Annotated in this window: 22 protein-coding genes; 13 read left to right on the top strand and 9 right to left on the bottom strand. The window is 69.4% G+C overall.

Annotated features, from left to right (window positions below):
* Positions 1 to 41 precede the first annotated feature (41 nt).
* Entirely contained in the window at positions 42 to 569 is a 528-nt protein-coding gene (locus AVL48_RS37970; RefSeq protein WP_061980699.1) for a GNAT family N-acetyltransferase, read from the bottom strand.
* Positions 566 to 1,537 carry a quinone oxidoreductase family protein gene (locus AVL48_RS37965; RefSeq protein ID WP_061980700.1) on the bottom strand — a complete coding sequence of 324 codons (972 nt, stop codon included), beginning with the start codon at positions 1,535 to 1,537 and terminating at the stop codon, positions 566 to 568. Before AVL48_RS37965 ends, AVL48_RS37970 begins: the two co-directional genes overlap by 4 nt.
* 95 nt (positions 1,538 to 1,632) lie before the next feature.
* Here AVL48_RS37965 and AVL48_RS37960 point away from each other — a divergent pair, with 95 nt between their 5' ends.
* Both AVL48_RS37960 and AVL48_RS37955 read left to right on the top strand, forming a co-directional pair.
* The gene (locus AVL48_RS37960) at positions 1,633 to 1,941 is read left to right on the top strand and encodes a hypothetical protein (RefSeq protein WP_061980701.1); all 309 of its coding nucleotides are present in this window, start codon (positions 1,633 to 1,635) and stop codon (positions 1,939 to 1,941) included.
* Complete coding sequence (locus AVL48_RS37955; RefSeq protein ID WP_061980702.1) at positions 1,938 to 2,804, top strand: ATP-grasp domain-containing protein; 867 nt, start codon at positions 1,938 to 1,940, stop codon at positions 2,802 to 2,804. Before AVL48_RS37960 ends, AVL48_RS37955 begins: the two co-directional genes overlap by 4 nt.
* Positions 2,805 to 2,899: 95 nt before the next feature.
* Here AVL48_RS37955 and AVL48_RS37950 read toward each other — a convergent pair whose 3' ends face one another.
* From AVL48_RS37950 to mptB, 5 genes are all read right to left on the bottom strand, one after another.
* Positions 2,900 to 3,847, bottom strand: a complete 948-nt coding sequence (locus AVL48_RS37950; RefSeq protein ID WP_061980703.1) for an acyl-CoA desaturase — start codon at positions 3,845 to 3,847, stop codon at positions 2,900 to 2,902.
* A gap of 114 nt (positions 3,848 to 3,961) precedes the next feature.
* Entirely contained in the window at positions 3,962 to 4,930 is a 969-nt protein-coding gene (locus AVL48_RS37945; protein ID WP_061980704.1) for a COX15/CtaA family protein, read from the bottom strand.
* Positions 4,931 to 4,995: 65 nt separating this feature from the next.
* Positions 4,996 to 5,796 (bottom strand): ABC transporter permease, encoded by an 801-nt coding sequence (locus AVL48_RS37940; protein WP_061980705.1) that lies wholly within the window; start codon positions 5,794 to 5,796, stop codon positions 4,996 to 4,998.
* Positions 5,793 to 6,719, bottom strand: coding sequence for an ABC transporter ATP-binding protein (locus AVL48_RS37935; protein ID WP_061980706.1), 927 nt, complete (start codon positions 6,717 to 6,719; stop codon positions 5,793 to 5,795). Before AVL48_RS37935 ends, AVL48_RS37940 begins: the two co-directional genes overlap by 4 nt.
* Before the next feature lie 19 nt (positions 6,720 to 6,738).
* Positions 6,739 to 8,325, bottom strand: coding sequence for a polyprenol phosphomannose-dependent alpha 1,6 mannosyltransferase MptB (mptB, locus tag AVL48_RS37930; protein ID WP_061980707.1), 1,587 nt, complete (start codon positions 8,323 to 8,325; stop codon positions 6,739 to 6,741).
* 213 nt (positions 8,326 to 8,538) lie between these two features.
* Here mptB and AVL48_RS37925 point away from each other — a divergent pair, with 213 nt between their 5' ends.
* The 8 genes from AVL48_RS37925 to AVL48_RS37890 all read left to right on the top strand — a co-directional run bounded on the left by AVL48_RS37925 (position 8,539) and on the right by AVL48_RS37890 (position 15,522).
* Positions 8,539 to 9,339, top strand: coding sequence for a helix-turn-helix transcriptional regulator (locus AVL48_RS37925; protein WP_425266102.1), 801 nt, complete (start codon positions 8,539 to 8,541; stop codon positions 9,337 to 9,339).
* A complete protein-coding gene (sufB, locus tag AVL48_RS37920; protein ID WP_037320983.1) occupies positions 9,336 to 10,784 on the top strand; it encodes a Fe-S cluster assembly protein SufB in 1,449 nt (482 codons plus the stop codon). The genes AVL48_RS37925 and sufB overlap by 4 nt, the downstream gene beginning before the upstream one ends.
* Positions 10,785 to 10,786: 2 nt before the next feature.
* A complete protein-coding gene (sufD, locus tag AVL48_RS37915) occupies positions 10,787 to 11,959 on the top strand; it encodes a Fe-S cluster assembly protein SufD (RefSeq protein ID WP_061980708.1) in 1,173 nt (390 codons plus the stop codon).
* Positions 11,960 to 11,994: 35 nt separating this feature from the next.
* Entirely contained in the window at positions 11,995 to 12,765 is a 771-nt protein-coding gene (gene sufC / locus AVL48_RS37910; RefSeq protein ID WP_061980709.1) for a Fe-S cluster assembly ATPase SufC, read from the top strand.
* 39 nt (positions 12,766 to 12,804) lie between these two features.
* Positions 12,805 to 14,091 (top strand): cysteine desulfurase, encoded by a 1,287-nt coding sequence (locus tag AVL48_RS37905; protein WP_061980710.1) that lies wholly within the window; start codon positions 12,805 to 12,807, stop codon positions 14,089 to 14,091.
* Positions 14,091 to 14,540, top strand: a complete 450-nt coding sequence (gene sufU / locus AVL48_RS37900; RefSeq protein ID WP_034311809.1) for a Fe-S cluster assembly sulfur transfer protein SufU — start codon at positions 14,091 to 14,093, stop codon at positions 14,538 to 14,540. The genes AVL48_RS37905 and sufU overlap by 1 nt, the downstream gene beginning before the upstream one ends.
* Positions 14,537 to 14,941, top strand: coding sequence for a metal-sulfur cluster assembly factor (locus AVL48_RS37895; RefSeq protein ID WP_061980711.1), 405 nt, complete (start codon positions 14,537 to 14,539; stop codon positions 14,939 to 14,941). Before sufU ends, AVL48_RS37895 begins: the two co-directional genes overlap by 4 nt.
* A 251-nt stretch (positions 14,942 to 15,192) precedes the next feature.
* The gene (locus tag AVL48_RS37890) at positions 15,193 to 15,522 is read left to right on the top strand and encodes a YnfA family protein (RefSeq protein WP_061980712.1); all 330 of its coding nucleotides are present in this window, start codon (positions 15,193 to 15,195) and stop codon (positions 15,520 to 15,522) included.
* A 10-nt stretch (positions 15,523 to 15,532) separates the two neighbouring features.
* On the opposite strand, the gene AVL48_RS37885 is transcribed toward AVL48_RS37890, so the two are convergent.
* The gene (locus AVL48_RS37885) at positions 15,533 to 17,500 is read right to left on the bottom strand and encodes an ABC1 kinase family protein (protein WP_061980713.1); all 1,968 of its coding nucleotides are present in this window, start codon (positions 17,498 to 17,500) and stop codon (positions 15,533 to 15,535) included.
* A gap of 13 nt (positions 17,501 to 17,513) precedes the next feature.
* Entirely contained in the window at positions 17,514 to 18,731 is a 1,218-nt protein-coding gene (locus AVL48_RS37880) for an MFS transporter (protein WP_061980714.1), read from the bottom strand.
* 89 nt (positions 18,732 to 18,820) lie between these two features.
* Here AVL48_RS37880 and AVL48_RS37875 point away from each other — a divergent pair, with 89 nt between their 5' ends.
* Genes AVL48_RS37875 through AVL48_RS37865 form a run of 3 tightly spaced genes read left to right on the top strand, consistent with a single transcriptional unit; the run spans position 18,821 to position 21,279 of the window.
* A complete protein-coding gene (locus tag AVL48_RS37875) occupies positions 18,821 to 19,390 on the top strand; it encodes a TetR/AcrR family transcriptional regulator (RefSeq protein ID WP_061980715.1) in 570 nt (189 codons plus the stop codon).
* A gap of 9 nt (positions 19,391 to 19,399) precedes the next feature.
* Positions 19,400 to 20,629: a sensor histidine kinase gene (locus tag AVL48_RS37870; RefSeq protein WP_061980716.1), complete on the top strand. Its 1,230-nt coding sequence runs from the start codon at positions 19,400 to 19,402 to the stop codon at positions 20,627 to 20,629.
* The gene (locus AVL48_RS37865; RefSeq protein WP_061981110.1) at positions 20,626 to 21,279 is read left to right on the top strand and encodes a response regulator; all 654 of its coding nucleotides are present in this window, start codon (positions 20,626 to 20,628) and stop codon (positions 21,277 to 21,279) included. Before AVL48_RS37870 ends, AVL48_RS37865 begins: the two co-directional genes overlap by 4 nt.
* The last annotated feature ends 102 nt before the right edge of the window (positions 21,280 to 21,381 follow it).

Raw genomic sequence — 21,381 nt, 5'->3', positions numbered from 1 at the left:
CTTCCTTGCGTTAGGCGCAAGGAAGGGGGCCATCATGTACTTCACGCGTACTCCCAGGTGCGCAGGGTGCGCTCCAGCCCCTTCTCGACCTTAATCTCCGGCGGAACGTCAGCCGGGACGTAGCCGACGCGGCGGGCGACGGCCTCGCTGGCCGCGTTCTGCGCGTCGATCTTCAGCCGGAGCGGTCCGAGACCGAGTTCCAGCGCGTACGCGGTGAGCACCCGGAGGGACCGTGCCGCCAGGTCCTGCCCCCGGTGGGCCGGTCCGACCGCGTAGCCGAGCTCTGCGTGTCCCTCCTCGTGCAGGAACAGCACCACCTCACCGAGCGGCTCGCCGCCGTCGGTGGTGATGGCGAGCCGCCGCCCCGAACCTTCAGCCCGGCGGGCGAGGCTCTTCTCGTAGTGGCCTTTCGCCGCCACCTCGTCGAACGGCGAAGGCAACGGCGTGAAGCGCGCGACGGCGGGATTGTCGAACAGGCCGGGCATGAACGCGATGTCGTCTTCCACCCAGTCCCGCAGGACGAGCCCTTCACCTTCGAGCCGGACCTCCTCCGGCCAGCGCACCGTCATGGGATCAGCAGGAGCTTGCCGGTGGTGCGCCGCCCCTGGAGGTCTTCGTGCGCCTGGCGGGCGTCGGCCAGCGGGTAGCGGCCGCCGATCCGGATGTTCAGCGAGCCGTCTCCGACGGCGGCGAAGAGTTCGTTCACCCGCCACTCCAGTTCCTCGCGGGTGAGCACGTAGTGCGCGGAGGTGGGTCGGGTGAGGTACACCGAGCCGCTGCGGTTGAGCAGTTGCGGGTCGATCGGCGGCACCGGGCCGCTGGCCGCGCCGTAGAGGGCGAGCAGGCCGCGGATCTTCAGGCTCGCCAGGCTGCCGTCCACAGTGGACTTGCCTACGCCGTCGTAAACCACCGCGACACCCTTGCCGTCGGTGAGTCCGCGGACCGCCTTGGCGAAATCGACCTGGTCGTAGCGGATGACGTCGTCCGCGCCCGCCTGCTTGGCGAGTTCGGCCTTCTCGTCGGTGGAGACGGTGCCGATCACCCGCGCGCCGCGTGCCTTGGCCAGCTGGACCAGCAGCAGGCCCATCCCGCCGGCGGCGGCGTGGATCAGGACGTCGTCACCGGCCTTGACCTCGTAGGTCGAGGCGATCAGCGCGTGCGCGGTGACACCCTGGAGCATCGTCGCGGCGGCGGTCTCCTCGGAAACGCCGTCGGGAATCTTCACCGCGATCGAGGCGGGCAGCACACGGCGCTGGGCGTAGCTGCCGAGCGAGCCCTGCCAGGCGACGCGGTCACCGACGGCGAAACCGGTCACCTCCGGCCCGATCGCGGCCACCGTGCCGGCGCCCTCCATGCCCAGGATGAACGGCGTGTCGACGGGGTAGATGCCCTCGCGGTGATAGGTGTCGATGTAGTTGACGCCCGCCGCGGCGACGTCCACGAGCAGTTCACCGGCTCCGGGTTCGCCGACCTCGACTCGCGCCGGCTCTAGGACTTCAGGACCGCCGGTTCGCCGGATCTGCACTGCCGTGGGCATACATCCTCCTCGTTCAAGGTCTTTCCGACCGGCACAACTATGGCCGACGCCACGGTTATTCCGCGTCACGGGCCATCCGCGGTTAAGCTCTGGCCGTGGCTGAGACCGAAGAGAAGACCGAGACCGCCGCCCCCACGTCGCGCCAGCTCGCGGCCGCCCGCGACTTCGTGAAGCGGCACGGGAAGCCGTCGCGCGCGGTGGTGGAGAACATCGGCCGGGCCGGGGCCCGGGTCGTCCTGGTGGGCGCGGACGGCGCCCTCGGTGACGTGGTCGTCCCCTCCGTGGAGACGGGTGAGGCGCTGGTCGAGGCCGTCGAGGACCTCGAACCCGCCGAATGGGACAGCGAGACCGTGAAGGCCACCAAGATCGGCGCCGAGCACCGCCGCCGGATGGCGGGGAAGTGAGCGGTTCCGCGATCCTCGTCGCCTGTTCCGCGCTGCCGGAAAGCGACGGCGACGAACACGCGGTTCCCGAGGCGCTGGCCGACCTCGGCTTCAAGACCCGCTGGGCCGCCTGGGACGACACGACCGTCGACTTCGGCGCCGCGGACATCGTCGTGCTGCGTGCCACCTGGGATTACGCCGAGCGCCGCGACGAGTTCCTGTCCTGGGCCGAATCCGTGCCCGCGCTGGCCAACGCGGCCGAAGTCGTGCGCTGGAACACCGACAAGTCCTATCTGGCCGAACTCGGTGACGCCGGGGTCGCGGTCGTGCCGACCACGCTGATCGCGCCGGGAGACGACGCCCCGCGCTGGCCCAAGGGCGACTTCGTGCTGAAGCCCGCGATCGGTGCCGGCTCTCAGGGTGTGGGAAGGTTCGCGTCCGGCGAGGACGCCGCGGCTCATCTGCGGCGTCTCCACGCAGAGGGGCGCACCGCGCTGATGCAGCCGTATCAGTCCAGTGTGGACACCGCGGGCGAACTCGCGCTGGTGTTCTTCGGCGGGGTGTACTCGCACGCGTTCTCGAAGGCCGCGATGCTGGGCAGGGAACTCGACGAATCCGGTTTGTACGTCACGGAAAAGCTCGCCCCCGCGCAACCGCCCGCGTCGTTCCGCGCGCTGGCCGAAGACGCGCTGGACGCGACCGCGGCCTTGCTGGGGATCCTGCGCGCGGAGCTGCTCTACGCCCGCGTCGACCTCGTCACCGGACCGGACGGCAAGCCGCTGCTGCTGGAACTCGAACTCGTCGAGCCTTCGCTCGGCTTCCGGCAGACCGACGCCTCCGCCGCGTGGCGTTTCGCTTCCGCAGTCCGGCAGCAACTCGCCTGACCCCGGCCATGAGGCCGGGCATTTCGTCCTCTAAACGCGGTAGTTGCACGCGCAAGGAACGCGTTTAGAGGACGAAATGCGAGGGCGAGACAGCGTCAGGCGGGTTTCACGCGCTTGGCGGCGAGGCGCTCAGGCTTCGGCCACCGCACGTCCCGCGCCCAGCCGAACTTCTCGAACAGCCAGATCACCCGTGCCGACACGTCGAGCTGGCCGCGCAGGACGCCGTGCCGCGCGCAGGTCGGGTCGGCGTGGTGGGAGTTGTGCCACGACTCGCCCATGGACAGGATCGCCAGCGGCCAGAAGTTCGCCGCCTTGTCGCGGCTGGCGAAGGGGCGCTCGCCGACCATGTGACAGATCGAGTTCACCGACCAGGTGACGTGGTGCAGGAACGCGATGCGGACCAGTCCGGCCCAGAAGAATCCGGTCACCGCACCCCACCACGACCAGCTGATCAGCCCGCCGAGTATCGCGGGCAGTGCCAGACTGAGGGTGATCCACAGCCAGAAGTACCGGTTCACCACGCGAAGGTCCTTGTCCGCCACCAGGTCCGGCGCGAAGCGCTCGTAGTTGGTCACCTCGCGGCCGAACATCCAGCCCATGTGCGCGTGCCAGAACCCGCGCAGCAGCGCCGTGGGCGACGTCCCGAACAGCCAGGGGGAGTGCGGGTCGCCTTCGCGGTCGGCGAAGGCGTGGTGACGGCGGTGGCTGGCCACCCAGAAGATGACCGATCCCTGCACCGCGAAGCTCCCGGCGATGGCCAGCGCGATCCGCAGTGGACGACCGGCCTTGAACGCGCCATGGGTGAAGTAGCGGTGGTAGCCGACGGTCACCCCGAGCGTGCCGATCGTGTAGAACACGACCGCCAGCGCGAGATCCACCCAGGTCATGCCCCAGCCCCACACGATCGGCACGGCGGCGAGCAGTGCGACGAACGGGACCAGCAGAAAGGTCTTGAGGATCAGCATCTCCCCGGAGCCGCGCCGGTGGGAGATCAGGGGTTTGGACGGACTGGCCGGTGCGTCCGGCTCGGTGCTGGCGGTCATACGACACCTCGGGCCTCGACTCGGTGGTGACCCCCGTGCGGGGCACCGAACGCAGCGTAAGGGCAGTGTCTGGCGAGCACGCCGCCCGGGGGTTACGTCCGGTTTGCCGGTGGGTCAGGTCGAAGTGGCGAGTTCCCGGTCAGCGGCCTGAGAAACCGGAACGGGACCACGATCGCGTGATGCGCACCACAGCGCGGCGGTCGAGATGATCACCAGTGCGGAGCCGAGGACGTGGAGGGAGACCAGTGCCTCCGGCACCCCCAGGGCGTACTGCACCGAGCCGAGGACGCCTTGGGCGAGCGCGACCACCCACACGATCGTGTAGCGCCGCCATACCTGCTTCGGGGTTTCCCCGCGCATCAGCTGGAGACCGAAGACGGCCAGCACGATCAGGTAGACCACCAGCAGCCCGCCGTGGATCTGGGTGAGCGTCTCGATCGGGGCCTGCAGGCGGTGGGTACCGGGGTCCCCGCCGTGCGGGCCCGCCCCGGTCACGGTGGTGCCCGCCGCCAGCACGGCCCACATCGCCGCGGCGAGCACGATCAGCGTCTTGCGGCCCGCGTCCGGGATCAGCAGGCGCGCGGGCTCGTCACCCTCGTTGAACGCGCGAAGCAGCAGTACCGCGAGCCACACCAGGGGAGTGGACGCCAGGAAGTGCAGGGCGACGGTCCACCATTCGAGCTTCGCGAGCACGGTGATGCCGCCGACGACGGCCTGCAGCACCACACCCGCGGGCATCGTCCAGGCCAGCTTCACCAGGCGACGGCGGCTCGGGTGCTCGATCCGCACGCGCCACGCGGTGAGCACGCACAACGCGGCGACGAGGATGACGACGCCGGTCAGCATCCGGTTGCTGAATTCGATCCATTGGTTGAGCGCGTCGAATTCGGGATGCGGCTCGGGGACGATGCTGCCTTCGACGCATTGCGGCCACGTCGGGCAGCCGAGGCCCGAACCCGTGACCCGGACGACCGAACCGGTGACCCCGATTCCGGCCTGCGCGATCACCGCCGCGATCGCGACCGCTCGCTGAACCGCGGACGAGGGATACGGCAGACGCGCTACAAGGCTCTGGAACGGCACCAACCGATGCTAGAACGCCCTTCCTGAGAGCGTTCCACCGGCCGCGTCTCCCTGTGTCGGCCGCCTCAGGTGAGCCGCGTGGTCTTGCTCGCCAGCGCGCCCGCGGCCATCCCCCAGCCGACGAGGACCGCGAACGGGCCCCAGCCGAACGAGCCGTCGAGAAGAACCGAGCGGAGACCTTCGGCGAGCGCGCCCGAAGGCAGCAGTTCGACGACCGTCGCCAGTCCCGGCGGCATCGTCGACGGCGCCAGCAGGATGCCGCCCGCGAGCAGCAGCACGAACCAGACGATGTTCGCCAGCGCCAGCACGGCCTCCGCGCGCAGTGCCCCGCCGAGCAGCAGCCCCAGCGCGCCGAACGCGAAGGTGCCGATGATCAGGAACGGGAGCGCGCCGAGGAGCCCGCCGAGTGACGGCGACCAGCCCAGCAGCGCCGCCACGGCACCGAGGATCACGGCCTGCAGCGCGACCACGACCAGCGCGGCGGCCACGCGGCCGGCGATCAGCAGCCAGCGGGGCAGCGCGGTGGCGGAAAGTCGTTTGAGGACGCCGTATCGGCGGTCGAAGCCGAGCGCGATGGCCTGACCGGTGAACGCCGACGACATGACCGCCAGCGCGAGGATCCTCGGCGTGATCCAGTCCACTTTGGACGCATCGCCGAGCTGTCCCGACGGCAGGATGTCCAGCAGCGACAAGCCGATCAGCAGCGCGAGTGGGATGAGCAGGGTCAGCAGGATCTGCTCGCCGTGGCGCAGGGTGAGGCTCGCCTCGACCTTCGCGTGCGTGCGCAGCATCTTGCCGAGTGAACCGCGACCGGGGGCGGGGGTGAAGGTGCCCGGGACGAACCGGGGGGTGGGCGTCGTGGTCATGCGCGCAGTTCCCGTCCGGTCAGCTCCAGGAAGACCTCTTCCAGCGTGCGCCTGCCGACCTGGAGTTCCTCGGGCATGACGCCCTGTTGCGCGCACCAGGCCGTCACCGTCGACACCACCTGCGGACTGATCGCGCCTTCGACGAGGTAGGTCCCCGGCGACGACTCGTGCACGAGGTGGCCTTCGGGCAGGGCCGCGGTCAGCAGGCCCGTGTCGAGCCTCGTGCGGGCCTTGAACCGCAGTTGCGCGGCCTCGCCGGCGTCGACGGTCAGCGAACGCGGCGAGCCTTCGACGACGACCTTGCCGTGGTCCACGATCACCACGGTGTCGGCCAGTGTTTCGGCCTCTTCCATCAGATGCGTGGTCAGCAGCACGCTGACCCCGTCGGCGCGCAGCGCTTCGAGCAGGTCCCAGACCAGGCGACGGGCCTGTGGATCCATCCCGGCCGTCGGTTCGTCGAGGAAGAGCAGTTCCGGGCGCCCGACGAGCGCGCAGGCGAGGGAGAGCCGCTGCTGCTGCCCGCCGGAAAGGCGTTTGAACGGCGTCTTCCGCGCTCCCGCGAGCCCGAGGACGTCCAGCAGCCAGGCCGGATCGAGCGGATTCGCGGCGCACGCGGCGACCAGTCCGAGCATCTCGTCGGCGCGGACGCCGGGATAGGCACCGCCGCCTTGGGGCATCACCCCGATCCGAGGCCGCAGCGCGCGGCCGTCCCGCGCCGGGTCCATGCCCAGCACGCGGACTTCGCCGTCGTCAGCCCGCAGGAAGCCTTCGCAGATTTCGACGGTGGTGGTCTTGCCGGCCCCGTTCGGGCCGAGCAGCGCGAGCAGTGTGCCACGTTCCATCCGCAGGTCGAGTCCATCGACCGCGATGGTGGATCCGTAGCGCTTCACCAGCCCGGTGATCTCGACGGCGGGGGCGTTCACGACAGGTCACGATACGGCGTCACGCGGGGACCGAATGCTCCGGGGACGGTCTGGACAGCAGCAGGGGCGAGAGGCGGTGGACGACGAACAGCCCCAAAAGCGTGACGACCCCGGCCGCGGCCCACGCGAACGGCAGGACGTAACCGCGGCCGTCGAAGGTGCTGCCCGTCGTGGGGAGCAGGAACGGCAGGACGGCGGTCACGATGGTCGCGGCGATGCGGAAGCGCGAGGTGCCGGCCGCCGCGGCGAGCGGGATGATCGCCCACAGCAGATACCAGGGCTGCAGCGCCACGTGCAGCACCATCACCGCGCCCAGCGAGACGCCGAGGCCGATGATCGGCCGGTAGCGCCAGTTGAAGCTGTCCCACAGGAATTTGACCGTCACCGCGCCCGCGACGAGGTAACCGAGCGTGCCGAGGATCGGCACCATCGCGTTGGTGTGGTTGCCGAGGCCGAGCGCGATGCCGAGGACGCCGCCGAGCGCGGCGAGCTCCGACGTCGGCGAGATCCACGAGCGGACCAGTCCCGGCGTCCCGAGCGCGCCGACCCAGCCGAAGCCGAGGCCGGTGCCGTAACAGACCGCCACGAGCACCACGCCGAACAGCAAGGCCATCGGGATCGCGGCGGTGAGCAGGTCCTTGATCCGGCCGTGCCAGCGTCTGGCCACCATCACCGTGAAGAACGGAAGCGCCAGGATCGCGTTGATCTTCACCGCGACGCCGAGGGTGATGAGCACCACCCCGAGCGCGATGAACAGCAATTCGCCCTTCGCCAGCGGCGGGACGGCGTCGTGCTTGTACCGCACCGGCATCCGCTGGAGACCGACCTCCAGCCCGGCCACCATGAGGCCGATCGCCAGCGCGTCGTTGTGGGCGCCCGCGACGAAGTGAAAGATCAGCAACGGGTTCGCCGCGCCGAGCCACAGCGCGGTGGCGGGCTGCACGCCGAACCGCCGGGCCAGCTTGGGCAGCGCCCAGATGATCAGGACGACGCCGATCAGCGCGAGACCGCGCTGCAGCAGCACCCCGGTGACGATGTTCCCGCTGCTCAGCGGGGCGAGCCAGCCACCGAGCCGGAGCAGCAGCGGACCGTAGGGCGCGGGGGTCTCGCGCCACATGTTGGAGACCCCGGAGGTCAGCGGATCGGAGACGCCGAGCGCCTCGGCCGGGCCGAGGGAGTACGGGTCCATCCCGCGGGCCACGATCTCGCTCTGCGCGAGATAGCTGTAGACGTCGCGGGAGAACAGCGGCGGGATGACCAGCAGCGGCGCGCACCAGAGCGCGATGGTGCGGGCGAGCTGCCCCTGGGTGGCGAGGCGGCGGCGCGCGGGCTGGGCGAACCGCCCGAGCATCAGCCAGCTCAGCACGATGATCGCCATCCCGGCGAGGCCCATCGCGAGCGAGACGGTGGGAATGCGGGTGAACAGCCGCAGTACCGGGATCTCCTGGACCGGGTTGATCACCGGCGCGGCACCCGCGCCGAGTGAGCCGAGGGCGAGGAAGAGGGAACCGACCGCGCCGAACCGGCGGACCACGTGCAGTCCGCGCAGTTCCTTGTCGTCGAGCGGTTCGGGCTCGTGCGGGCGCCCCGGGGACAGCGTCGCCACCGATCCCGCCGCTGAAGCTTCCCCGGGCCGTGCCTCGTCCGTGTCCCGCCCCGCCGGGTGCTCGCCCACTGCCACGCACGAAGGGTAGCGATGCCGGGAACAGAGTGAACGGGTACGTGGTTACCGGGGGAGAAGAGGGCGGCGACGTGACGCGCGACACTCCGTGAGGCACCCCTCTTTGCCGTCTCCCCGGAAATACGTCACACTTGTGTTGTGAAAAAGACGGGGACACAGGACGAGGCCGGTGGCGAAATGCCCCGCGCCGACGTCCAGCCTGTCCCCGCGCAGATCGGCCCCGAGGGCCGGACCAGGCACGAAGTGGCCCGCTTGCTGCTGGAACAGGGTCCGATGACCGCCGTCGTGGTCGCCGAGCAGCTGGGAATCAGCGCCGCGGCCGTCCGGCGGCACCTCGACGCGCTGCTGGCCGACGGCGAGGCCGAGACCCGCGACGCGCCCCGCCGCGGTCCCCGCGGCCGAGGCCGTCCCGCCAAGAACTTCCTGCTCACCGAAACGGGCCGCGCCCGGTTCGGGCACGCCTACGACGACCTCGCGTCCTCGGCCATCCGGTTCCTCGCCGAGCACGCGGGCGAAGACGCCGTGAAGGCCTTCGCCGAGGCCCGGGTCGCCTCGCTCGTCGGCCCGCATCGGGAGGCGATCACGAAGCACGCGGATCCCGCCGTCCGCGCCGAGGCCCTCGCCGCCGCGCTGACCAGGGAGGGCTACGCTGCGTCGACCCGTCAGGTCGGGGCGGGCGAACAGCTCTGCCAGCACCATTGCCCGGTCGCCCACGTCGCCGCCGAGTTCCCCCAGTTGTGTGAAGCCGAAACCGAGGCGTTCGCACACCTGCTGGGTACACACGTGCAGCGGCTCGCGACCATCGCGCGCGGTGACAACGCGTGCACCACACACGTACCCGTCGCTTCGACGGGTCGACCGGCCGCATCCCGGCCGGGAAGCACGGCGCCCTCCCCGGGGCGCACAGCACGGATCCCGAATGGAGGGAAACCCGCATGACTGCCGCTGCCGAGCAGCGCACTCCCACCACCGCGCCCATGAGCCAGGAAGAGACCATCGAGTCCCTTGGCAAGTACGCGTTCGGCTGGGCGGACTCCGACGAGGCGGGCTCTAGCGCCCGTCGCGGACTGAACGAGGACGTCGTCACCGACATCTCCTCGAAGAAGTCCGAGCCGGAGTGGATGCGCGAAGCGCGACTGAAGGCGCTCAAGCTCTTCGACTTGAAGCCGATGCCCAACTGGGGTGCGGACCTCTCCGGGATCGACTTCGACAACATCAAGTACTTCGTGCGGTCCACGGAGAAGCAGGCCACCTCCTGGGAGGACCTGCCCGAGGACATCAAGAACACCTACGACCGGCTGGGCATCCCCGAGGCGGAGAAGCAGCGCCTCGTCGCCGGTGTCGCCGCGCAGTACGAGTCCGAGGTCGTCTACCACCAGATCCGCGAGGACCTGGAGGCCCAGGGCGTCCTGTTCCTGGACACCGACACCGCGCTCAAGGAGCACCCGGAGATCTTCAAGGAGTACTTCGGCTCCGTGATCCCAGCCGGTGACAACAAGTTCTCCGCACTGAACACCGCGGTGTGGTCCGGTGGCTCGTTCATCTACGTGCCCAAGGGCGTCAAGGTGGACATCCCGCTGCAGGCCTACTTCCGGATCAACACCGAGAACATGGGTCAGTTCGAGCGGACCCTGATCATCGTCGACGAAGACGCCTACGTGCACTACGTCGAGGGTTGCACCGCGCCGATCTACCAGTCCGACTCGCTGCACTCGGCGGTCGTGGAGATCATCGTGAAGAAGGGCGCCCGCTGCCGGTACACGACCATCCAGAACTGGTCGAACAACGTCTACAACCTGGTCACCAAGCGCGCCAAGTGCGAAGAGGGCGCGACCATGGAGTGGATCGACGGCAACATCGGGTCCAAGGTCACGATGAAGTACCCGTCCGTCTTCCTGATGGGCGAGCACGCCAAGGGCGAGGTCCTCTCGGTCGCCTTCGCGGGCGAAGGCCAGCACCAGGACGCCGGCGCGAAGATGGAGCACCTGGCGCCGCACACCTCCTCGACCATCGTGTCGAAGTCGGTGGCGCGCGGCGGTGGCCGCACCTCCTACCGCGGCCTGGTCAAGGTCGCGAAGCGGGCGCACCACTCGCGGTCCAGCGTGGTCTGTGACGCGCTGCTGGTCGACACGATCTCGCGGTCGGACACGTATCCCTACGTCGACATCCGCAACGACGAGGTCTCCATGGGCCACGAGGCGACCGTCTCGAAGGTCAGCGAAGACCAGATGTTCTACCTCATGTCGCGCGGTCTCGACGAGGCCGAGGCCATGGCGATGATCGTGCGCGGGTTCGTCGAGCCCATCGCGCGTGAGCTGCCGATGGAGTACGCGCTCGAGCTGAACCGCCTGATCGAGCTTCAGATGGAAGGGTCCGTCGGCTAGTCATGTCGGTTACCGAGAACAACGTTTCCGAAGCGATGCGCGAAGGGGTGGTCGTTCCGGCCACCTCTCGCGCGGAGCGCTTCACCTCCTACGACGTCGGGGCCTTCGAGGTCCCGGGCGGCCGTGAGGAGAACTGGCGTTTCACGCCGATGAAGCGGCTGCGCGGCCTGCACGACGGGTCCGCCGCCGCCTCGGGTTCGGCCACCGTGGACGCCGACGCCGCCCCTGAGCTGAAGATCGAGCAGGTCGGCCGGGACGACGAGCGCCTCGGCGCCGCGGGTGTCCCGAGCGACCGGATCGCCGCGCAAGCCTACTCCTCGTTCACCGAGGCCACCGTCATCACGGTGCCCAAGGAGACGAAGACCTCGAAGCCGTCGACGGTGAAGATCACCGGCCCCGGCGAGGGCAAGGTCGCCTACGGGCACATGCAGGTGCGCGCCGAGCAGTTCTCCGAGGCCGTCATCGTCCTCGACCACGTCGGCTCCGGCACCTACGCCGACAATGTCGAGTTCGTCATCGGTGATTCGGCGAACGTGACCGTGGTCAGTGTCCAGGACTGGGCCGACGACGCGGTGCACGTCTCCGAGCAGCACCTCAAGCTCGGCCGCGACGCCAGCCTCAAGCACATCGTCATCACCCTGGGCGGTGACCTCGTCCGCGTCTCCCCGACGGCGACCTTCGCCGACAAGGGCGGCGACGTCGAGATGCTCGGCCTGTACTTCGCGGACGAAGGACAGCACCAGGAGCACCGTCTCTTCGTCGACCACGCGGTGCCGAACTGCAAGTCGCGGGTGATGTACAAGGGCGCGCTGCAGGGCGACGGCGCGCACACCGTGTGGGTCGGCGACGTGCTGATCCGGGCGGCCGCCGAGGCCACCGACACCTACGAGCTCAACCGGAACCTGGTGCTGACGCCGGGCGCGCGGGCGGACTCGATCCCGAACCTGGAGATCGAGACCGGCGAGATCGAAGGCGCCGGCCACGCGAGCGCCACGGGAAGGTTCGACGACGAGCAGTTGTTCTACCTTCAGTCGCGCGGAATCGGCGAAGACGCCGCGCGTCGACTGGTCGTACGCGGGTTCTTCCACGAGATCCTCGTCAAGATCGGTGTCCCCGAGGTGCGCGAGCGCCTCGAGGCCGCGATCGAAGCCGAACTCGAAGCCGTGGGCGTCTAAGCCCTCGTCCGTCCACATCAGACTTTAGGAAAGAAATGCCTACGCTGGAAATCAAGGATCTGCACGCCTCGGTCACGACCGAGGAGGGCCCCAAGGAGATCCTCAAGGGCGTCAACCTGACCATCAAGTCGGGCGAGACCCACGCGATCATGGGCCCCAACGGTTCGGGCAAGTCCACGCTGTCGTACGCCATCGCCGGTCACCCCAAGTACGAAGTCACCTCCGGGCAGGTCCTGCTCGACGGTGAGGACGTGCTGGAGATGAGCGTCGACGAGCGTGCCCGCGCGGGCCTGTTCCTCGCCATGCAGTACCCGGTCGAGGTTCCGGGCGTGTCCATGTCCAACTTCCTCCGCACCGCGGCCACCGCGGTCCGTGGCGAGGCCCCCAAGCTGCGCCACTGGGTCAAGGAGGTCAAGGAGGAGATGGGCAAACTGGAGATCTCGTCCGAGTTCGCCGAGCGTTCGGTGAACGAGGGCTTCTCCGGCGGCGAGAAGAAGCGCCACGAGATCCTGCAGCTGGCGCTGCTCAAGCCGAAGATCGCCATCCTCGACGAGACCGACTCGGGCCTCGACGTCGACGCGCTGCGCGTCGTGTCCGAAGGTGTCAACGAGTTCAAGTCGAACAACGACGCCGGCGTCATGCTGATCACGCACTACACGCGGATCCTGCGGCACATCACGCCCGACTTCGTGCACGTCTTCGCGGGCGGCCGGATCGTCGAGTCCGGTGGCCGTGAGCTCGCGGACGAGCTGGAGGAGAACGGGTACGTCAAGTACACCGGCTCCCCCGAGACCGCCGCCGTCTGATCCTGGAACTTCACGACTACACCGAGAGGAGTTGGCCCGATGACCACCACCACGGCTAACTCTGTTCCGCTTGACGTAGCGGCCATCAGGGCCGACTTCCCCATCCTGACCCGGACCGTTCGGGACGGGAAACCCTTGGTGTATCTGGATTCCGGTGCGACGTCGCAGAAACCGGTGCAGGTGCTCGAAGCCGAGCGCCGGTTCCTCGAGACTTCGAACGCCGCGGTGCACCGCGGCGCGCACCAGCTCGCCGAGGAGGCGACCGACGCTTACGAATCCGCCCGCGTGCGGATCGCGGAGTTCGTCGGCGCCTCCCCGCACGAGCTGGTGTTCACCAAGAACGCCACCGAGGGCATCAACCTCGTCGCCTACGCGGTGAGCAACGCCGCCACGGCCGGTCCCGGGGCCGAGCGGTTCAAGGTCGGCCCCGGCGACGAGATCGTCATCACCGAGATGGAGCACCACGCGAACCTGGTGCCGTGGCAGCAGCTCTGCCAGCGCACCGGCGCGACGCTGAAGTGGTTCTCCGTCACCGCCGACGGCCGCCTCGACCTGTCCGATGTGGACGAATTGATCACCGAGCGCACCAAGGTGCTGGCGTTCACCCACCAGTCCAACGTGCTCGGCACGATCAACCCGGTCAAGTTCCTGACGGAGAAGGCACACAAGGTGGGCGCGCTGGTCGTGCTGGACGCCTGCCAGTCGGTGCCGCACTTCCCGGTGGACTTCCACGACCTCGACGTCGACTTCGCCGCTTTCGCCGGGCACAAGATGGTCGGCCCGTACGGCATCGGTGTCCTTTACGGACGACGCGAGCTGCTCGAAGCGATGCCGCCGTTCCTGACCGGCGGCTCGATGATCGAGCTGGTCCGCATGGAGCAGACCACGTTCGCCGCGCCGCCGCAGCGGTTCGAGGCGGGCACCCCGATGACGTCGCAGGCCGTCGGCCTCGGCGCGGCCGCCGATTACCTCTCGGCGATCGGCATGGAACGGGTCGCCGCGCACGAACACGTCCTCACCGAGGCGGCACTGGCCGGGCTCGGCGAGATCCCCGGCGTGCGGATCATCGGCCCCACCGACCTGACCGACCGAGGTGGGCTGGTGTCGTTCGTCATCGACGGCGTCCACCCGCACGACTCGGGCCAGGTGCTGGACAGCCTCGGGGTCGCCGTCCGCGTCGGGCACCACTGCGCGTGGCCGCTGCACCGGGCCTGCTCGGTCCCGGCGACCGTGCGCGCTTCGTTCTACGTCTACAACACCCTGACCGAAGTGGACGCCCTGGTGAACGGTGTCCGCGAGGCGCAGAAGTTCTTCGGGGTGGCCTGATGAACCTCGAAAGCATGTACCAGGAGATCATCCTGGACCACTACAAGAACCCGCACGGCCGCGGTCTGCGCGAGCCGTTCGACGCCGAATCGTTCCAGGTCAACCCGACCTGTGGCGACGAGGTGACACTGCGGGTGAAGGTCGACGACGGGAAGGTCGCCGACGTCTCCTACGAGGGACAGGGTTGCTCCATCAGCCAGGCCTCCACGTCGGTCTTGACGGATCTCGTCGTCGGGCACACCGTGGAGGAGGCGTTCACCACCATGGACGCCTTCGTCGAGCTGATGCAGGGCAAAGGTCAGATCGAGCCGGACGAAGAAGTGCTGGAGGACGGCATCGCCTTCGCCGGCGTGGCCAAGTACCCGGCCCGCGTGAAATGCGCCTTGCTCGGATGGATGGCGTTCAAGGACGCCGTCGCCCGCACGACCAACGGAGTTGAGACGGCATGACCGAACAGCAGACCGAAACCCGCGAGGGGCGCACCGCCGCCGACCTCGACGCCGAGACCACCGCCCCGGACGCCGCCGAAGTGGCGAAGGTGGAGGACCTCGAAGAGGCGATGCGCGACGTCGTCGACCCGGAGCTGGGCATCAACGTCGTCGACCTCGGCCTGGTCTACGACATCCGGGTCGAGCCGGACAACACCGCCACCATCGACATGACCCTGACGTCCGCGGCCTGCCCGCTGACCGACGTCATCGAGGACCAGACCGGTGCCGCGCTCGTCGGCGGCGGAACGGGGCTGGTCAAGGACTTCCGGATCAACTGGGTCTGGATGCCGCCGTGGGGCCCGGAGAAGATCACCGAGGACGGCCGCGAACAGCTGCGAGCCCTCGGCTTCACCGTCTGACCTCTTCACGTATTCCGCGCTATGAAAGGTCCTTTCCTTGCGAAATTTGCAAGGAAAGGACCTTTCATAGCATTGGGGCGGTAAGCGTATAACGCCCTATACCGCGTCTCGTCGCGCGTGTTTTGGTTCGTTCCGGCGAAGGCGTTTGAGATGTCGACGGCGGCTGGACCGACTAGCGACCTGGCCATCATGTACTTCACCGCGAGCACCTGAGAAATCGCCGCGCCGCTTCCCGTGATTAAGCTGCCCGGATGATCGTCCGCTCCATCGCGCTGTTCGCGCTCGCCGCCCTGCTGGAGATCGGCGGAGCCTGGCTGATCTGGCAAGGCGTGCGCGAGCACCGCGGTCACCTCTGGATCGGCGCGGGTGTCGTCGCGCTGGGCCTCTACGGCTTCGTCGCGACGCTGCAGCCCGATGCGAACTTCGGCCGCATTCTCGCCGCGTACGGGGGAGTGTTCGTCGCAGGCTCGCTGGTGTGGGGCATGGTCGCCGATGGTTATCGTCCGGATCGCTACGACGTCATCGGCGCGCTGATCTGCCTGGCGGGGGTCGGCGTGATCATGTACGCGCCCCGAGGTTGAGCGCTCGTCGTCATCGGGATGATCGTGACCGTTGCCCGCTCCGCCGGAAAACGACGAAAAGCAACCGCAGTCCCACCAGTGCGCTGACCACCAGCAGGTTGTAGCCGAACAGCTGGTGCAGCGTGACGCCGGGCAACATCTCCGGGCCGGTCGCGCTGCCCAGCAGCAGCACGGCCATCAGCCCGGTGGCCGCGCCGACGAAGGCCAGCAGGAGTTCGTGCACGAGACCGGTGACGACGTCGCGGTCGCGTTCGTCGGAGAACAGCCGGACGTTGACCGAAAGCCTGCCCTGTTCCAGCGCGTTGCCGATCCGGTCCACGCGGCGGGGGAGGCGGCGCAGTACCGGCAGGAGCGCCATCAGTTCGCTGGTGGCACTGCTGCGCAACGACTCCGGCCGCAATCCGGCGCCGACCTGTTCGGCGGCGTAGGCCCGGGATTCGACGACGATGTTGAATCCCGGCGCCAGTGCGGCCAGCGTTCCCTCCAGAGTGGCCAAGGCGCGGAACACCGCGGCGATCGGCGAGGGCACGCTGAGCCGGAAGTCGGCGATCACCCGGAACAGGTCGGTGAACATGTCCAGATCCGGGGCCTGTCCATGGTTGAAGTGCTTGGCAACCAAGGCGCCCAGCGCCCGCTCCAGCCGCTGCTCCTCGATCTCGTCCGGCCGGTCGACGATCTCCAGCAGGCCGTCGCGCAGCGCGGCCGGGTCACCCCGGTCGAGGGCGAGGATCAGGTTCTGCAGCCCGCCGCGCAGCCCCGAGTCGAGCCGTCCGACGGAGCCGAAGTCGAGCAGGCCCAGCCTGCCGTCGGCGAGCAGCAGGACGTTGCCGGGATGCGGGTCGGCGTGGAAGACGCCACTGCCCATCACCTGGCCGAGCACGCACCGCAGCATCGAGCGCGCGAGGGTGGCCCGCTCCGCCATCGGGACCTGATCCCTGGCGGCGGCGAGCGGTTTGCCGTCGAGGCGGCGCATCACGAGCACGCGCTCGGTGGACAGTGCTTTGTGGACGGTCGGCAGCGCGACCTCGGTGCCGGGGTAGGCGGCGGCGACGGCTTCGATGTTCCTGGCCTCGGTGCGGAAATCGAGTTCCTCGACCAGCGCGTCGGCGAAGCCTTCGGCGAGGTCGACGACGCCGAGGGAGCGCGCCCAGCCCGCACGCTGGTCCAGCGCGGCCGCCACCCGGCGGACGATGTCGAGGTCACGGTCGACGAGCGCCTGCACCCCGGGCCGCTGCACCTTGACCACGACTTCCTGCCCGTCGCGCAGCCGCGCCCGGTATACCTGCGCGATCGACGCGGCGGCGATCGGCTCCGGATCGAACTCGGCGAAGATCTCGTCCGGGTCGCCGCCCAGTTCTTCCTTCAGGACCGTCGCGATCTCGTCGGCGTCGGCGAAGGCGACCTGGTCCTGGAGTTTGCTCAGTTCGTCGATGTACACCGGCGGCAGGAGATCCGACCGTGTGGAGAGCAGCTGGCCGAGCTTCACGAAGGTCACGCCGCCCTCCTCCAGCGCGCGCCGCAGCGAACGCGCCGGCTTGGCGTGCCGGACCCGGGCGAGGCCGGGTTCGCGGCGGCCGGTGAGATAGCGGCCGAGTCCGTGTTTGATCGCGATCCGGGTGATCTGCGAGTAGCGCCGCGTCCTGGCCGCGCGACGGCGCAGCGAGCGGATCCTGCCGATCAGCCCGGTTCCGGAACCCGACGGCAGGACGAATTCCGCGACGAACAGGAACATCAGCGTCGCCAGGAAAGCACCGCCCGCCACCGGGATGACGAGCCCGGCGAAGGCGCCGCCACTCGCGTACACCGGCCGTGGGAACGCGCTGAGGATGCCGCCCGCGACGAGCCAGCCGAAGCCTGCCGCGCACAACGCGCGGAGCACGCCGATCCGCACCCCCAGCACCCGACGGGCGGCGACCACGAGCGGCCACAGCATGAGCGCGTAGACGGGCAGGGTGAGCAGGCCGAGCAGCAGGTTCATGCCGACGAGGACATCACGCGCGGCCGGCGCGGGATTCCCGCTCCGGCGGGACGGAACTCACCCTTGAGAGGGAACGGACCCCGAAGTTGTAGGTCGTGGTCGCTTCCCGGGGCGCGAAGAAGACCCCCAGCAGGGCCATCGCGGCCGCCACGAGGAAGCCGACGCGGAGATCGGTGAGGTCGCCGAGGAAACCGATGAGCGGTGCCCCGGCGGCCTGGCCCAGCGCCAGCATCAGGAAGGCCGCGCCGACGCCGAAAGCGGGCGACGTCGGATAAGCCCTGGTGCCCCAGAGGATCAGCACGCCGGTCAGTCCGATGTAGACGGCACCGAAGAGTGCTGCCGCGATGATGAGCGCCGGGAGCGACCGCGTGGCGAGGGCGAAGAGGGCGGTGGCGACGGCGAACAGGACCATTCCCGCCGACCAGGCCCGCCGAATTCCCGCCCGCGAGGTCAGCTCGGCGGTGAACGCGCCTGCCAGGCCGACGGCGCCGAGGACGATCCACACCACCGTCGACTCGGTCTCGCCGAGCCCGCCGACGCTCACGGCGATGTCCCGGCCGAACGTCCAGATCGCCGCGCTGGCCAGGCCGAGCGTCGCGGCGGCGGGCAGCAGCCGTCCGGTGGCAGGCGGGAACAGCGGGTCCGGAAGCCCGCGTTCGCTCTTTTCCCTGCTCGGCGGCACCGCGCGGGCGATCCACAGTGTCACCAGCGCCGAGGCCGCGGCGAAGGCCCACCACGCCAGCCGCCAGTCGCCGACGGCGAGCAGCGAGACCGGCCCGGAGATCAGCACACCGAGTCCGGTTCCGGCGTTCACCACCGTCTGGGCGCGGTCCCGGCGGGTCGTGCGGACGACGCGTGAGACCGCGTCGGCGAGCGAAGGCGAGGCCAGGCCGGTGCTGGCTCCGGCCAGGACGACGCCGAGAGCGAGGACGACGACGTTCGGCGCGGCCGCGATCAGGGCGGTCCCCGCGGTCGCGGTCGTCCCGGCGGCGAGCGCTCCCGCCCGCGCGCCGCGGCGAGCCGTGACGGCGGCCGAGGCGACCACGGCGAGGCAGTACGCGACGTAACTACCCGCGGCGATGGCGCCGAGCGTGCCGCCGTCGAGGTCGAACTCCGTGCGGAGGGTCGGCGCGAACAAGCCGTAGGCGTACCTCGCGAGTCCGTAGGAGACCGCGATCAGCGACAACCCCGCCGCGGTGAGCGTCAACTCGCGTTTGTACGAAGAAACCACTAGTCCTCCTCCATGGGTATACCGATCGGTATACCCATGGAGTGTTCCCGCATTGAGCGCCCAGGTCAACCGATCGGTATAGTTGAAGCATGCTGACTCCCGCCGGAGAGCGCGTCCTGAGCGCCGCGAGCGCGCTCTTCTACCAGGAGGGCCTGAACGCGGTGGGCGTCGCGGCCGTGGCCGAGGCCGCCGGCGTCACGAAGAAGACGCTGTACGCCTGCTTCGGGTCGAAGACGGAGCTGACGGTCGCGTACCTGCGGCGTCGTCACGACGTCTGGTGGGCGTATCTCGAAGAGCGGCTGGCCGAAGCCGATCCGCCTCGGGCGCTGACGGTCTTCGACGCCTACGTCGATCATCCGAAGCTCGGGAGCGATCGTGGCTGCGCGTTCCTCAACGCGGCCGCCGAACTCACCGCCGGACATCCGGGACTCGACGTGATCCGGCGGCACAAGGCGGCGGTGCGGGCGAAGTTCGCCGAACTCCTCCGCGAGGACGCGCCGTGGGCCGCCGATCCGGAGCGGCTCGCGGAGCAGCTCTTCCTGCTGCTGGAGGGCGCCGTGGCGCATACCGGCATCGACGGGGACGCGCACCGGGTCACCCTGGCGAGGGAGATCGCCGAAATACTGATGAGGGATCCGCGCCGGCCCGGCGCGAGCTAGAAAGAGCGCATGCGACTTTTCGGCCCGCTCACGGATCGGGCGACCTACCGCCGGTGGGTGTATTTCATCCTCGGTGGCGCCCTCAGCGTGCCGTATCTGCTCTTCGCCGCCATCGTGGTGCCTTCGTTGCTTCCGCTGGTCGTGACGATGGAGCGGGGGATCGTCATCGGGTTGATCACCGTCGTCCTGGTGATGATCGCGTCGTCGTTCCTCCCCGCCGTGCGCGTGCTGGAGGGCGCGGCCGTGCGGGAACTGCTGGACGACCCGGTTCCGGGAGTGACGTTCGGACCCGCGGGGAATTGGCCCGTCCGGCTCCGGTCGACGGCGATGTACCTGCTGCACGTGGGCACAGGGTGCGTCGTCAGCCTGGCGAGCCTGTGTGTGCCGGTCGGCTTCGGTTTCACGATCGCGGCCCCGTTCACCGGCCGGATCGCACTGTCCGCGGAGGATCCGATCGTGGTGCCGAAGGGGTGGGCGAGCGCGTGGATCCCGCTGGCGTTCCTGCTCGGTGTCGTGGCGCTGGCCTACCTCGTGTGGGGAGCGGGCGCGGTACTGACCCGCTGCGCCGAGAGCCTCCTGGGGGTTTCGGCCGCGGAACGGATCGCTCAGCTGGAGAAGCGCACCGAACAGCTCGCCGAACGCAACCGGCTGGCGCGGGAACTGCACGACTCGGTCGGGCACGCGCTCAGCGTCGTGACCATCCAGGCCGGGGCCGCGCGCCGGACCCTGCGCTCCGATCCGGACTTCACCGAGCAGGCGCTCACCGCGATCGAGGACTCCGCCCGCGCCGCACTGGACGATCTCGACCACGTCCTCGGGCTGCTGCGCGAAGAAGCGTCTGCGCGGACGCCGCAGTCCGGGCTGGGGGAGCTGTCCTCGCTGGTCGAGGCGACCCGGCTGGCGGGGGCGGAGGTGACGGCCGAGGTCCGGGGTGAACCGTCGTCCGTGCCGCCGGTCGTTTCCCGCGAGGCGTATCGGATCCTGCAGGAATGCCTGACGAACGCGTTGCGGCACGCCGGTAAGGTTCCGGTGACCGTGCTCGTCGACGCCGGGCCGGAACTGTTGCGGCTGCGGGTGGCCAACCCGCTCGGCGCCGCGGCGCCGTCACGCGACGGGGGCGGCCGGGGGCTGCGGGGAATGGCGGAACGGGTGGACGTGCTCGGTGGCACGATCGCCGCGGGCCGTGCGGAGGGACAGTGGAAGGTCGAGGTGGCGGTGCCATGGGGGAACCGGCGATGAGCATCGGGGTCCTGCTGGTCGACGACGAACAGCTGATCCGCGCCGGGTTGCGGGCGATCATCACCTCCGAGCCGGATCTGGAGGTCGTCGGCGAGGCGGCCGACGGCGCCGAGGTGCCGGGGCTGGTCTCGCGGTTCCGGCCCGACGTCGTGCTGATGGACGTCCGGATGCCCTCGGTCGACGGTATCCGCGCGACGACACATCTCATGTCCACTATGGACAATCCGCCGAAGGTGATCGTGGTGACCACCTTCGAAAACGACGACTACGTCTACGACGCCCTGCTGGCGGGCGCGAGCGGATTCCTGCTGAAGCGGGCCCGGCCGGAGGAGATCGTGGCGGCGATCCGGACCGTGGCGGCGGGGGAGTCCCTGCTGTTCCCGGCCGCGATCCGGCGGCTGGCCGCGCAGCGGGTGAACCACGGCCCGCAGGACGGCCTCGACGGCGCCGGGCTCACCGAACGCGAACGCGAGGTGCTGCGCCTGATGGCGCGCGGACTGTCCAATGTGGAGATCGCGGGCGAGCTGTATCTCGGTGTGCAGACGGTGAAGACGCATGTCGGGAACGTCCTCGCGAAACTCGGTGCGAGGGACCGGACACAGGCGGTAATCAAGGCCTACGACACTGGATTCGTCACACCGGCGGGCTGAACACCCGCCGCTCGCCGGATCGGCCAGGTCACGGCAAACCGATCCTGACCTGTGCGCTGTTCGCCTCCGGTGAGTTCGCGGGCGCTCCCGCGGCGACCGCTC

The sequence above is a fragment of the Amycolatopsis regifaucium genome (assembly GCF_001613935.1).
Classification (GTDB): Bacteria; Actinomycetota; Actinomycetes; order Mycobacteriales; family Pseudonocardiaceae; genus Amycolatopsis; species Amycolatopsis regifaucium.
Note: the sequence above shows the minus strand (reverse complement) of the source record. Positions and strands in the feature narration are given on the sequence as shown.

Excerpts from the sequence above, each read along its gene's own strand:
- AVL48_RS37885 (WP_061980713.1), bottom strand. The coding sequence starts at position 17,500 with ATGAACCTGCTGCTCGGCCTGCTCACCCTGCCCGTCTACGCGCTCATG.
- AVL48_RS37870 (WP_061980716.1), top strand. The coding sequence starts at position 19,400 with ATGCGACTTTTCGGCCCGCTCACGGATCGGGCGACCTACCGCCGGTGG.
- AVL48_RS37875 (WP_061980715.1), top strand. The coding sequence starts at position 18,821 with ATGCTGACTCCCGCCGGAGAGCGCGTCCTGAGCGCCGCGAGCGCGCTC.
- AVL48_RS37970 (WP_061980699.1), bottom strand. The coding sequence starts at position 569 with ATGACGGTGCGCTGGCCGGAGGAGGTCCGGCTCGAAGGTGAAGGGCTC.
- sufD (WP_061980708.1), top strand. The coding sequence starts at position 10,787 with ATGTCGGTTACCGAGAACAACGTTTCCGAAGCGATGCGCGAAGGGGTG.
- sufU (WP_034311809.1), top strand. The coding sequence starts at position 14,091 with ATGAACCTCGAAAGCATGTACCAGGAGATCATCCTGGACCACTACAAG.
- sufC (WP_061980709.1), top strand. The coding sequence starts at position 11,995 with ATGCCTACGCTGGAAATCAAGGATCTGCACGCCTCGGTCACGACCGAG.
- AVL48_RS37865 (WP_061981110.1), top strand. The coding sequence starts at position 20,626 with ATGAGCATCGGGGTCCTGCTGGTCGACGACGAACAGCTGATCCGCGCC.
- AVL48_RS37950 (WP_061980703.1), bottom strand. The coding sequence starts at position 3,847 with ATGACCGCCAGCACCGAGCCGGACGCACCGGCCAGTCCGTCCAAACCC.
- AVL48_RS37890 (WP_061980712.1), top strand. The coding sequence starts at position 15,193 with ATGATCGTCCGCTCCATCGCGCTGTTCGCGCTCGCCGCCCTGCTGGAG.
- AVL48_RS37940 (WP_061980705.1), bottom strand. The coding sequence starts at position 5,796 with ATGACCACGACGCCCACCCCCCGGTTCGTCCCGGGCACCTTCACCCCC.
- AVL48_RS37895 (WP_061980711.1), top strand. The coding sequence starts at position 14,537 with ATGACCGAACAGCAGACCGAAACCCGCGAGGGGCGCACCGCCGCCGAC.
- AVL48_RS37905 (WP_061980710.1), top strand. The coding sequence starts at position 12,805 with ATGACCACCACCACGGCTAACTCTGTTCCGCTTGACGTAGCGGCCATC.
- sufB (WP_037320983.1), top strand. The coding sequence starts at position 9,336 with ATGACTGCCGCTGCCGAGCAGCGCACTCCCACCACCGCGCCCATGAGC.
- AVL48_RS37965 (WP_061980700.1), bottom strand. The coding sequence starts at position 1,537 with ATGCCCACGGCAGTGCAGATCCGGCGAACCGGCGGTCCTGAAGTCCTA.